Genomic DNA, 10,694 nt, shown 5'->3' on the forward strand with positions numbered 1-10,694 from the left:
GGCGGGGAATACCCAAGCCCGGCCATGGGCACAAGAAGAGGGGATGCCGCAGCATGAAGGATCAGGCCCTTTGGGAACGGATCGAGGCTCATCCGATGCCGGAGGGCTTCGTCGAACTGCTTGTGGCACGCACCGGATGGCCCCGCGACCGGGCCGAGGCGGCGGTTGCCGAATACCGGCGCTTGGCCTACCTGGTCGCGCGCGTCAAAACCGCGCGCCAGGTGCCGTCGAAAGTGGTGGAGCAGGTCTGGCGGTTGCATGGGGAAGACCGCGCCGCCTATGCCCGGTTCTGTGGCGAGGCGCTCGGGCGGGACTGGCATTTGCCCGATGGTCCCTTTCCCCGACGCAGCGGCCGGGACATGGAACTGACGTTGAAGGCCTATGCGCGGGAGTTTGGCGAGACCGCACCGGCGCGGATCTGGCCCGACCCCAATCGGCGGCTGAGATTGGGCATCGCGGGCGCTGTCGCGGTGGCGGGCGCGGCGGGGTCCCTGGCCACGGTGTCCGTTCTGCCGGTGGTCGCCGGTGGCGCGCTCGCCGCACTGATCGTCTGGCTTGGCAATCGCGGCAGCGTGGAGGCGGGCGATCACTGGTGGTATCTTCCCGGTGGCGACGCGGGGTTTGATGGTGGAGACAGTGGCGGCGGATGTGATTGAGGACACATCTCCGGAATCGGCGTCTTTGCCATCGGGCTGGCCATCTGCAACCATGAATACTTACAATGACTAAGTGATGTGATTGCGAGTCAGGTGATGAAAGAGTCTGAGCTTTGGGAGCGTTGCCGCACCTATCCCCTTCCCACCGGTCCTGACGGGCAGGATTTACCACCTGGCTAAGCGAGGAAGAGGGTCTGTCCAAGGGGCAGGCCAATGAACTGGTCCTCGAATACCGTCGCTGTGTTTACCTGGCGGCCTCCGGAGCGGCAGAGCCTCCGATTGCCCCGAAAGCGATTGCCAGCGTGCGTGCGTTGCATGTGACCTCAGGGGATTTACCGAAGTTCAGGGAGGATGTTCTGGGCGGCGCGCCGCTTCCCAGCTTCGGACGACCGGACAAGCGCAGTCTCGCGGGTCTGGTGGCCGCCTATGAAAGGGAGTTCGGCAAGACCCCCAATCCCAGGATCTGGACCCACACATCGCGGCGCTGGTACTGGGTCGCTGCGGCGCTTCTCTTCGGTGCGGGTGCGGCGGGCGCTCTGGTGGAGGGCACGCCGATGTTGCTGGCCCTTGGCGGCATTCCAGCGGCGCTGCTGGTTGTCTTTCTGCTGACCGAGGGCAGGATGGCCGGGGCGGATGGTCTGACCGATGCGGCCCGGTATGGCGGTGGCATGGGTGGCGGCGGCGGTGTGAATTGAACTGGCTCCCGCCGGGACCGCACGCTAGTCTTTCCCCATGACTGATTTGCTGGAAGATGACGCCCCGGGCAACGCGCCGGAATTCACGGTCTCCGAGATCTCGGGGGCGGTCAAACGCACCATCGAGGGGAGTTTCTCGCATCTGCGGGTGCGCGGCGAGGTCGGGCGGCTATCGCGGCCCCGGTCGGGCCATGTCTATCTGGATCTCAAGGATGACCGCAGCGTTCTGGCCAGCGTGATCTGGAAGGGTGTCTCGGCGCGGCTGGCGACCCAGCCCGAGGAGGGGATGGAGGTGATCGCCACCGGGCGGCTCACGACCTTTCCCGGTCAATCCAAATACCAGCTGGTGATCGAGGATATCCGCCCTGCCGGCATGGGCGCGCTGATGGCGATGCTGGAAAAGCGAAAGGCGGCGCTGGCCGCCGAAGGGCTGTTCGATGAGGCGCGCAAGCAGAAGCTGCCGTTTCTGCCAGAGGTGATCGGGGTTGTGACCTCGCCCTCTGGTGCGGTGATCCGCGATATCCTGCACCGTCTGCGCGACCGGTTCCCGCGCAAGGTGCTGATCTGGCCGGTTGCCGTGCAGGGCGCGAAATGCGCGCCGGAAGTGGCTGCGGCTATCCGGGGTTTCAACGCGTTTCCAGCTGGGCGTTTGCCAAGGCCCGACCTGCTGATCGTGGCGCGCGGAGGTGGCTCGCTGGAGGATCTGTGGGGGTTCAACGAGGAAGCGGTTGTAAGGGCGGCGGCCGAAAGTGCCATCCCGCTGATATCCGCCGTGGGGCACGAAACCGACACGACGCTGATCGACTACGCCTCAGACCGGCGCGCGCCCACGCCCACGGCGGCGGCGGAAATGGCGGTGCCGGTGCGGCTCGATCTGCTGAACTGGGTGGGCGATCAGGGCGCGCGGGCGACGCGGGCGGCGACGCAGACGGTGGCGCTCAGGCGGCAGCGGCTTGGCGATCTGGCGCGCGGGCTGCCCCGGCCCGAAGCACTTGTGGAGGCCGCACGACAGCGGCTGGATTATCTGGGTGCCGGGCTCGACCCGGCCTTGCGGGCCCTGGCACGGGAAAAGCGGATGCGTCTTGAGGCGCAGGCCGCGCGGCTGGCCCCGGCTCTGGACCGTGGGGTTGCCACGCGGCGTGTGGCGCTTGGACGGGCCGAGGCGGGGCTGTCGCCCGCGCGGCTCGGGGCCGGGGTGCGACAGCGGCGCGAGGCCCTGGACCGGTTGGCGGCGCGGATGTCGCCGGAGCGGCTGGCCGATCGCACGGCGCGCGACCGGCAGCGGTTCGAGGATCTCTCCACCCGATTTGCCCGTTTGGCGGAGCAGGGTGTCGCCCAGAAGCGGGACCGGCTGGCGGCGCTGGAACGGTTGCGCCAGACGCTTGGCTATACAGAGACGCTGAAGCGTGGCTATGCGGTGGTGCGGGCCGGGGCGTCTGTGCTGACAACGCGAGAGGTGGCACAGGCGCATGCGCGGCTGGAGGTGGAGTTCGCGGATGGCAGGCTCGGCGTGATGACCGAAAGCGGACCGGCGCGTGGCAAGCGCGGCGGCGGCAAGGATGAACCGGAGCAGGGGAGCCTGTTCTGACCGGGATTGCGCTGCCTTCGGCATCGCCCGGGGAACGCCCCTCCTCAGACCCCTCTGGGGCCTTCGTCGGTGCGTGTTGCCACGGACAAGTGGCCAGGTCAGGTCTGTGGGCCGTTCGCGGGGCGCGGGTTGCGAGGGGCGGCGCGTTCCATGGCGCGGGCGGCGCGCTTGTCCATGATCCGGCGCCAGTGGCGGGGCATGGTGGCCAGCATCGCCATGATCGGCATCGACCAGGGCAGGACCGGCGCACCGCCGGGCACGGTCAGCGCATCATAGGGCGTGTCGGGATGCATGTGATGGTCGGAATGGGCCGGGGCGTTGACCATCAGATAGGAGGTAAAGCCCTGCGGCGCGTTCCAGCTGTGATGGGGCGCGACCGGTTCCCATCTGCCATCGGGCAGGCGGCGGCGAAAGAGGCCGTAATGCTGGATATAGTCCGAGAGAAGGATTTGCAGATGGGCGAAGGCCGCGAGGGCGACGTATCCCAGAACGCCACCTGTACCGCCGATCCATAAGGCGAGTGCAATGCTGATGCCTGCGCCCGCCACATACCAGACATACGGGTTCACCCCGCGTCTGCGCGCATCCCGGCGGCGTTCGGCGACAAGCCCCGCGCGGAAGGATCCGATCCAGGCGCGCGGCAGGAAGGCCCAGAAGTTTTCACCGGGGCGCGGGGTGTTGGGGTCTTCAGGCGTGCCCACATGGCTGTGATGCACCAGCCGGTGCGCGGAAACGTGATGGCCGAACAGCATCGACACATAGACCGTGGCCCCAAGCCGCCGCAGGGCGCGGGGGGCGCGGTGAATGAGCTCATGGGCGTTTGGGTGGCTGATCTGGCCCAGGAACGATCCACTGGCCAGCAGCAGCGTGACGGTCTCGCCCGTGCTGCGCGTGGGGTCGCCGAAGGCGCGGGTGGCAAGCACCAGCAGGGACAGGTGTCCGACAGCAAGAACAACGGAAAGGAGATCGGCGGCGTCCGAATGCCGAGTTGTCTGTCGTGGCGGTGTCAGAAGTTGGTCCAGCCCCGCCGCAATCAGCGTCAGCCACAAAAGCGCCAGCGCCGCCCACCATCCGCCCCAAAGCGCGCCTGCCAGCAACAGCGCAAGCGGGGGAAGCGTGGCCATGGCATAGCGCCAGATCGGCATGTCGGGTCCTCGTGACTGGTTTACCAAGATTACCAATGGTCAAGCGGGCGTCGGAAGGCAATGCGCCTCTTGCCGCGCCCATGGTGATGCAGGCAGGTTGAGATCAGGTTGACGGAGGGCAGAATATGGATACGGCAATGCTGGTGGCCGGGGCCGGGGCGGGTGTTGCCCTGATCTATCAGGCCCGTGTGAACGACGATGTCGGCGCCCTCAGATCCGCGATGAAAACCGCGCCTGTGGCGCTCTTCTCGGTCGCGGCGCTGCTCTCCGGCGCACCCTGGCTGCTGGCGCTCGGGCTGGCATTGGGCGCAGTCGGGGACTTCGCGCTGTCGCGCAAGGGGGAGGCCGCCTTCATGGCCGGGCTTGGCAGCTTTGCCCTCGCGCATCTGGCCTATGCGGTGGTCTTCGTGACCGTCGAGGGGCGGCTTGCTCCCTTCGATCTGACGGCCCTGAGGTGGATCGGCTTCGCGGCCCTGGTCATCATGGCGCAATCGACGGTGTTCTGGCTCTTGCCCCATACCGTCGGGCTGAAACGCCCGGTGGCGGCCTATGTGGCGATCATCACGGCCATGGGGCTGGCGGCGCTGCACTTGCCCGCCGCGCAGGGGCTGGCGATGCTGGGGGCGGGGTTGTTCGTGGCCTCTGACCTTGTGTTGTCGGTGGAGCTTTTCAGAATGAAGGAGGACAGCCCCGCCACGCGGGTCGCCTCTCACCTTGTCTGGCCGCTCTATTGGGTCGGGCAGGGGCTGATCCTTATAGGGATTGCCTGGACCTAACGCCCGCCGCGCCAGGCCATTTTCATGTAGACATCGCCCGCGCGCAGCTCGTCCAGCATCTGGGAAAGGCGCTTTTCGCGGGTCTCGAGACGCTTTGCCCGCGCGATCCAGCCGAGATAGTCGTTCCGCTGATAAGGCGGGCGCGCATCATAGGCGGTGCGCAGGCCGGCTGCGTCCAGTCGGGACGCGATATCGACGGGCATCGGCTGGATCGGGCGGGTGAGGGTCATGAGACCAATGATACGCTCAATCGCCCCCCGCGTCGACATGCGGCGCTTCCATCCGGCGCGCGCCCGTATTAGGTGACTGTTAAGCGCTATTCCCCGGGAGGCCTCATGTCGTTCTTCAAGAAACTCAAGGACCGGATGTTCAAATCCTCGTCGAAGCTCGATGAGGGGCTCGATGCGATCATCGAGGACGGCGCGGTCGAGGAAGAGGACCAGATCGAGGACCCGACCCCGGAACCGGCTGCAGAACCAGAGCCTTCGCCTGCGCCAATCTCGGAAGACCCTGCGCCGAAGCAGGCGGACGTCCAGCCGATGCCCGAACCGGAACCGGTTGTGGAAACGCCGATCCCCGCACCGGCCCCGCAGCCTCAGCCAGCCGCCGCCAAGCCCGGTCTTCTGGGCCGCATCATGGGCCGCAGCAGCGCGCCGCGCCGGGCGCTTGACGACGACATGCTGGAGGAGCTGGAGGAGCTGCTGATCACTGCCGATATGGGCGTGGAAACCGCCATGCGCGTCACCGCCAACATGGCCGAGGGGCGGTTTGGCAAGCTGATGACGGCCGCCGATATCAAATCGCTTCTGGCGCAGGAAATCGGGCGGATCATGGAACCCGTCGCCCGCCCCCTGCCGATCTATCCGAAGAAACCGCAGGTGGTTCTGGTGGTGGGCGTCAATGGCTCGGGCAAGACCACGACCATCGGCAAGCTCGCCAGCCAGTTCAAGGCGGCGGGCAAATCCGTTGTGATCGCGGCGGGCGACACGTTCCGCGCGGCGGCGGTGGAACAGTTGCAGGTCTGGGGTGACCGGGCAGGCGTGCCGGTGCTGACCGCGCCGGAAGGGTCAGACCCCGCCGCACTGGCCTTTGACGCGATGACCAAGGCCGAGGCCGAGGGCGCGGACCTTCTGATGATCGACACGGCGGGGCGCTTGCAGAACCGGGCCGACCTGATGGAGGAGCTGGCCAAGATCGTCCGCGTGATCCGCAAGAAAGACCCCGACGCGCCGCATAACACGCTGCTGGTGCTGGATGCCACGACCGGTCAGAACGCGCTGAGCCAGGTGGAAACCTTCCAGAAGATGGCCGATGTCTCGGGCCTCGTCATGACCAAGCTCGACGGCACCGCCAAGGGCGGTGTCCTCGTGGCGCTGGCCGACAAGTTCGGGCTGCCGATCCATGCCATCGGCGTGGGTGAGCAGATCGACGATCTGGCGCCCTTCGATCCGGAGGAGTTCGCCAAGGCCCTGACGGGGGCGGAGTGAACCGGGACGTGCCCAGAGGCGACCCACAAGGGTTGAGCACACCTTTGAGGGAGTCCGCCTTTACCATGAAACGCATCATCCTTGCCGCGCTGACCGGGCTTTCCCTGTCAGCCCCTGCCCATGCCCAGATGACCGAGTCCAGCTGTGCCGTCAGCTGGGGCATGGTCAGCGCCCCGCTTGGCCTGCCGCCGGATCTGGCCACCGCTCAGTTGGAGGGCGAGACCTGCATCGCCCGCGATCTGGAGATCGTGAACGGGCGCATCCGCGTACTGGTCGATGAGCTGCGCTGGCAACTGGACGGGCTGGAGGCGCTGTTGATCAGCGGGGCGCTGCTGGACCGGGTCGAGGTGACCGCGCGCGGGGTCTATGTGCTGGCCGCGACCGGGATGCCTGATTTCGACTATGTGATGGAGGCGCAGGCACGGGCGAGTGAGGGCATCTCGGTCGATCTGCTGGCCACCCATGCGGACGGTGAGGTCATGCTGGACCGCCTTCATGTGGATTTCCCGGGCGAGAACGCCATCGACGCCACCCTTCACCTGACCGGCGTGGACCCGCGCGCGCCCGATCAGACCGTGATCCGCGCCATCCGGCTGGAGGTGCTGACGCGCGGGCTGTTCGAAACCTATGCGCTGATGCCGCTTGCCAACCTGCTGATCGGCTCTGCCGATGATCCCGAGACCGAAGTGGCCCGGCTTCAGGCCGAGGCCATAACCGCCATCGAGGCATTGCCAGAGCCGCAATTCCACCGCACCACGCGGGCCGCGCTGACGATGCTGGTTCAGGATATGCCCAACCCGGCGGGCCGGGTCATTTTCGCCCTGCAAGCCGATGACGGATTGCCGATCAGCCAACTGAGCGAGGATGCCGGATTGCTGGGGCGCTTGCCCGCGTCCGACCCTCTGGCCGCTTTGGCCGGGGCCGATCTGCAAGTCAGTTACTACAGATACGGGGCGGAATGAGCGATTGGATCGTTTCGCTGGCAGGCACGCCGGAGGGGGCGACACTCGCAACCTTTCTGGCGCTGTTGGCCGCGATCCTACACGCGGTCTTCGGCGCGCTGCAAAAGGGCCGACATTCGCCGCTGCTGTCGCGGGGCGTCATCGACGCAAGTTATGGCCTGATGGCCGCGCCCGTCGCGCTGTTCGTCGTGCCCTGGCCCGCACCGCATATGTGGCCCATCTTCGGTGTCATGGTGCTGATCCATCTGGGTTACAAGGCCGCGCAGGTCGCGAGCTACCAGCGCGGGGCCTATACGGTCGTCTATCCGGTGATGCGCGGCACCGGGCCGCTGTTCACTGTGATCGGGGCCACGATCTTTTTTGGTGAACACTTTTCCTTCGCTCAATGGATGGGCGTCCTGACCCTGCTGACCGGCATCTATGGCCTTGCCTTCTACAACCTGCGCACCATCACCGTTGACCGCGAAACACTGGTGCCCGCCCTGTGGCTGGCGGTTCTGACCGGGCTTTTCGTCGCCGCCTACACCACCTATGACGCCTACGGCATCCGCGCCGCGAACGATCCCTTTACCTTCCTCGCCTGGTTCTTCTTCCTCGACGGCCTGACCATGCCGCCCGTGGCCTGGTACGCGTGGCGGCGTATGGCCGATCCCCCCGCCTTCGGACCGCTCGCCCTGCGCGGATTGATCGGCGGGCTTGTGGCGATGGCGAGTTTCGGGTCGATCCTGATGGCCACCCGGCTCGATCAGGTGGGGCAGGCGGCTGTGCTGCGCGAAACCTCCACCGTCTTTGCCGCCCTCATCGGCTGGCTGATGCTTGGGGAACGGGTCGGCCCCCGGCGTCTGGCGCTTATGGGGTTGATCGCAGCGGGCGCGGTGATAGTTGAGATGGGCGGATAATTTGAGGCGCGATTGATGGAAGAACGCAAGATCAACCCCTATGTGAAAAGCGCGCTGGAGCTTGGGCCGCCGATCCTGTTCTTCGCAGTCTACCTGTGGATCAAGGACGCGAGCTTCACCATTGCGGGGCACGAGTATTCCGGCTTCATCATTGCAACGGCAGGCTTCATCCCGCTGCTTCTGGCCTCCATCGCGGCGCTCTGGTGGCTGACGGGCAAGCTCAGCCGCATGCAGATCTTCACCGCCGTTCTGGTTGTTGTCTTCGGTGGCCTGACGGTGTGGTTCGACAACGAGGCCTTCTTCAAGATGAAGACATCCATCGTCTATGCCTTCTTCGCGGTGGTTCTGGGTATCGGCCTCTTGCGCGGCGAAAGCTGGCTGCAATTCGTCATGGGGGAAATGATGCCCATGGAGAAAGAGGGCTGGATGATCCTGACCAAGCGTCTGGTGGCGGCCTTCGCGCTTATGGCGCTGGCCAACGAGATCGTCTGGCGCACTCAAACGACCGAGTTTTGGGTGACATTCGAGACCTTCGTTTTGCCCGGCTTCCTCTTCGTCGTCTTCATGTTCCAGGCGAAGCTGTTTGAACGCCACATGATCGAGAAGGACGAGGGGTAAGACCCCCTTGACCCAGATCAGGGGCCGTCCTTGACCTTGCTGTTAGACTGACAACAGGAAAGAGGAGGACCCAACATGACGTCTCGCATTCTGGTACCGGTCGATCTGGATCATATCGACAAGCTCGACAAGGCCCTCGACATTGCCGGAAAAGCCGCGAAGGAACATGGAGCCACGGTCACCTATGTGAGCGTGATCGACCCCGTGCCTACCGCCTCGAAACGGCTGGAAGGGCACGAAGCGCAGAAGCAGCTGGATGCCTTTGCCGATGCCCAGGCCAGCACCCATGGGATTCGCACGGATGACCATGTGGTCCTGCGCGGCGATCTGCATCTGCATGTGGGGCGCGAGATCATAAAAGCCGCCGAAGATGCCGAGTGCGACCTCATCGTGATGGCCAGCCATGTGCCCGGTTTCAAGGACCACTTGCTGACCTCGAATGCAGGCTATGTGGCAACTTACGCCCCTGTTTCGGTCCACGTGGTGCGCTAGGGCGCCCCCCGCATTCCGCGTCACCCGCGGCGCGGGGGTGCCTTGCGCGGTTTGCGCGCACCGGGACGCACCGGTTTCTTCTTCGCCTTGGCATGACCGTCGGGCAGGGCGATCCCCAACTGGTCCCGCAGCACCTTGGGCTTGATCTCCTCGACCTCGCCGGGTTTCAGCTCGTTCAGCCGGAAGGGGCCATAGCTGACCCGGATCAGCCGGTTCACATCCAGACCGATTTCCCCCATGGCGCGACGAATCTCGCGGTTCTTGCCCTCTCGCAAGCCAACGGTCAGCCAGGCATTCGCGCCCTGCTGGCGGTCGAGCGTCACATCCATGGGCTGAAACCGCTCGCCCTCGATGCTCACCCCCTTGCGCAGCGGCGCGAGGTCTTCATCCTTCGGCGCGCCCTTCACCCGCACGCGATACTTGCGCAGCCAGCCGGTCGAGGGCAGCTCCAGCTTGCGCTTGATGCCACCGTCATTGGTCAGCAGCAGCAGCCCCTCGGAATTGAGGTCGAGCCGACCCACGCTCATCACCCGCGGCATCTCCTCGGGCAGTTTGTCGAACACCGTCTCGCGGCCCTTCTCGTCACTTGTTGTCGTCACAAGGCCCTGCGGCTTGTGATAAAGCCACAGGCGCGGGCGCTCAGGCGCGCCAACCTCCTTGCCGTCGACGGTGATCTTGTCGGCAGCCGTGACATTCAGCGCCGGGCTGTCGATGCGCTTGCCATTGACGGTGACGCGGCCCGCTTCGATCATGCGTTCCGCTTCCCGACGGCTGGCGATGCCGGCGCGGGACAGGACCTTGGCGATGCGGTCGCCCTCTGGGGTGTTGGTGCTCATGGCTTTGGACTAGCGGTTTGACAGCGGCTTGGAAAGCGGCAAAGGAAAGCCATGACCGGTTTCATCAGCCATATGCAGACCGCGCTTGATCAGGCGCGCGCCGCCGCCGCAGCGGGCGAAGTGCCCGTTGGTGCCGTCATCGTCGGCCCCGATGGTACGGTTCTGGCGCAATCCCGCAACCGGATGCGAGAGCTGAGGGACCCCACGGCCCATGCCGAGATGCTGGCCATCCGCGCGGCCTGCGCGGCGCTTGGGTCGGAACGGCTGACCGGCTGCGATCTTTACGTGACGCTGGAGCCTTGCCCGGCCTGCGCGGGGGCCATTTCGGCGGCCCGCATCGCGCGGCTCTATTACGGCGCGGCGGACCCGAAATCGGGCGGCGTGGCGCAAGGCCCGCGCATCTTCGACCACCCGCAGGCCCATCACAAGCCCGAGGTCTATCCGGGCATCGCCGAACGTGAGGCCGCAGAGCTGCTCAAGACCTTCTTTGCAACCCGGCGCTGATCCTTTCATCTTGGTCCAATTACCTCGGCGGTGCGG

The 10,694-nt window shown here is 65.9% G+C and carries 13 protein-coding genes; 10 read left to right on the forward strand and 3 right to left on the reverse strand.

Features of this window, described 5'->3' with window-relative positions; translation table 11 throughout:
* Positions 1–53: 53 nt before the first annotated feature.
* From RBB16_RS13640 to xseA, 3 genes are all read left to right on the forward strand, one after another.
* Positions 54–656, forward strand: a complete 603-nt coding sequence (locus tag RBB16_RS13640) for a hypothetical protein (RefSeq protein WP_306046696.1) — start codon at positions 54–56, stop codon at positions 654–656.
* Between the two features lie 302 nt (positions 657–958).
* Complete coding sequence (locus RBB16_RS13645) at positions 959–1,351, forward strand: hypothetical protein (RefSeq protein WP_306046697.1); 393 nt, start codon at positions 959–961, stop codon at positions 1,349–1,351.
* A gap of 37 nt (positions 1,352–1,388) precedes the next feature.
* The gene (gene xseA / locus RBB16_RS13650; RefSeq protein WP_306046698.1) at positions 1,389–2,939 is read left to right on the forward strand and encodes an exodeoxyribonuclease VII large subunit; all 1,551 of its coding nucleotides are present in this window, start codon (positions 1,389–1,391) and stop codon (positions 2,937–2,939) included.
* Between the two features lie 98 nt (positions 2,940–3,037).
* Here the strand turns inward: xseA and RBB16_RS13655 are convergent, their stop codons facing one another.
* Positions 3,038–4,084: an alkane 1-monooxygenase gene (locus RBB16_RS13655; protein WP_306046699.1), complete on the reverse strand. Its 1,047-nt coding sequence runs from the start codon at positions 4,082–4,084 to the stop codon at positions 3,038–3,040.
* A gap of 125 nt (positions 4,085–4,209) precedes the next feature.
* Between RBB16_RS13655 and RBB16_RS13660 the strand changes: the two genes are divergently transcribed.
* Positions 4,210–4,860 carry a lysoplasmalogenase gene (locus tag RBB16_RS13660; protein WP_306046700.1) on the forward strand — a complete coding sequence of 217 codons (651 nt, stop codon included), beginning with the start codon at positions 4,210–4,212 and terminating at the stop codon, positions 4,858–4,860.
* Here RBB16_RS13660 and RBB16_RS13665 read toward each other — a convergent pair.
* On the reverse strand, positions 4,857–5,090 hold the full coding sequence (locus tag RBB16_RS13665; RefSeq protein WP_306046701.1) for a YdeI/OmpD-associated family protein: 234 nt from the start codon (positions 5,088–5,090) through the stop codon (positions 4,857–4,859). The genes RBB16_RS13660 and RBB16_RS13665 overlap by 4 nt on opposite strands.
* Positions 5,091–5,195: 105 nt before the next feature.
* Here RBB16_RS13665 and ftsY point away from each other — a divergent pair, with 105 nt between their 5' ends.
* The 5 genes from ftsY to RBB16_RS13690 all read left to right on the forward strand — a co-directional run bounded on the left by ftsY (position 5,196) and on the right by RBB16_RS13690 (position 9,318).
* Positions 5,196–6,347 carry a signal recognition particle-docking protein FtsY gene (ftsY, locus tag RBB16_RS13670; protein WP_306046702.1) on the forward strand — a complete coding sequence of 384 codons (1,152 nt, stop codon included), beginning with the start codon at positions 5,196–5,198 and terminating at the stop codon, positions 6,345–6,347.
* A gap of 65 nt (positions 6,348–6,412) precedes the next feature.
* Positions 6,413–7,309 carry a hypothetical protein gene (locus tag RBB16_RS13675; RefSeq protein WP_306046703.1) on the forward strand — a complete coding sequence of 299 codons (897 nt, stop codon included), beginning with the start codon at positions 6,413–6,415 and terminating at the stop codon, positions 7,307–7,309.
* Positions 7,306–8,208, forward strand: a complete 903-nt coding sequence (locus RBB16_RS13680; protein WP_306046704.1) for an EamA family transporter — start codon at positions 7,306–7,308, stop codon at positions 8,206–8,208. The genes RBB16_RS13675 and RBB16_RS13680 overlap by 4 nt, the downstream gene beginning before the upstream one ends.
* 15 nt (positions 8,209–8,223) lie before the next feature.
* Positions 8,224–8,826 (forward strand): inner membrane-spanning protein YciB, encoded by a 603-nt coding sequence (locus tag RBB16_RS13685; RefSeq protein ID WP_306046705.1) that lies wholly within the window; start codon positions 8,224–8,226, stop codon positions 8,824–8,826.
* Positions 8,827–8,901: 75 nt separating this feature from the next.
* Positions 8,902–9,318, forward strand: a complete 417-nt coding sequence (locus tag RBB16_RS13690; protein ID WP_306046706.1) for a universal stress protein — start codon at positions 8,902–8,904, stop codon at positions 9,316–9,318.
* Between the two features lie 20 nt (positions 9,319–9,338).
* Here RBB16_RS13690 and RBB16_RS13695 read toward each other — a convergent pair whose 3' ends face one another.
* The gene (locus RBB16_RS13695; RefSeq protein ID WP_306046707.1) at positions 9,339–10,154 is read right to left on the reverse strand and encodes a pseudouridine synthase; all 816 of its coding nucleotides are present in this window, start codon (positions 10,152–10,154) and stop codon (positions 9,339–9,341) included.
* Positions 10,155–10,205: 51 nt separating this feature from the next.
* Between RBB16_RS13695 and RBB16_RS13700 the strand changes: the two genes are divergently transcribed.
* Positions 10,206–10,658: a nucleoside deaminase gene (locus RBB16_RS13700; RefSeq protein ID WP_306046708.1), complete on the forward strand. Its 453-nt coding sequence runs from the start codon at positions 10,206–10,208 to the stop codon at positions 10,656–10,658.
* Positions 10,659–10,694: the final 36 nt, after the last annotated feature.

Origin of the sequence: Nioella sp. MMSF_3534 (assembly GCF_030732985.1) — a bacterium.
Classification (GTDB): Bacteria; Pseudomonadota; Alphaproteobacteria; order Rhodobacterales; family Rhodobacteraceae; genus Nioella.

What these genes read in the sequence shown, in the direction of transcription:
- RBB16_RS13695 (WP_306046707.1), bottom strand. Translation starts at nt 10,154, where the DNA reads ATGAGCACCAACACCCCAGAGGGCGACCGCATCGCCAAGGTCCTGTCC.
- RBB16_RS13680 (WP_306046704.1), top strand. Translation starts at nt 7,306, where the DNA reads ATGAGCGATTGGATCGTTTCGCTGGCAGGCACGCCGGAGGGGGCGACA.
- RBB16_RS13655 (WP_306046699.1), bottom strand. Translation starts at nt 4,084, where the DNA reads ATGCCGATCTGGCGCTATGCCATGGCCACGCTTCCCCCGCTTGCGCTG.
- RBB16_RS13660 (WP_306046700.1), top strand. Translation starts at nt 4,210, where the DNA reads ATGGATACGGCAATGCTGGTGGCCGGGGCCGGGGCGGGTGTTGCCCTG.
- RBB16_RS13690 (WP_306046706.1), top strand. Translation starts at nt 8,902, where the DNA reads ATGACGTCTCGCATTCTGGTACCGGTCGATCTGGATCATATCGACAAG.
- RBB16_RS13700 (WP_306046708.1), top strand. Translation starts at nt 10,206, where the DNA reads ATGACCGGTTTCATCAGCCATATGCAGACCGCGCTTGATCAGGCGCGC.
- xseA (WP_306046698.1), top strand. Translation starts at nt 1,389, where the DNA reads ATGACTGATTTGCTGGAAGATGACGCCCCGGGCAACGCGCCGGAATTC.
- ftsY (WP_306046702.1), top strand. Translation starts at nt 5,196, where the DNA reads ATGTCGTTCTTCAAGAAACTCAAGGACCGGATGTTCAAATCCTCGTCG.
- RBB16_RS13665 (WP_306046701.1), bottom strand. Translation starts at nt 5,090, where the DNA reads ATGACCCTCACCCGCCCGATCCAGCCGATGCCCGTCGATATCGCGTCC.
- RBB16_RS13640 (WP_306046696.1), top strand. Translation starts at nt 54, where the DNA reads ATGAAGGATCAGGCCCTTTGGGAACGGATCGAGGCTCATCCGATGCCG.
- RBB16_RS13685 (WP_306046705.1), top strand. Translation starts at nt 8,224, where the DNA reads ATGGAAGAACGCAAGATCAACCCCTATGTGAAAAGCGCGCTGGAGCTT.
- RBB16_RS13675 (WP_306046703.1), top strand. Translation starts at nt 6,413, where the DNA reads ATGAAACGCATCATCCTTGCCGCGCTGACCGGGCTTTCCCTGTCAGCC.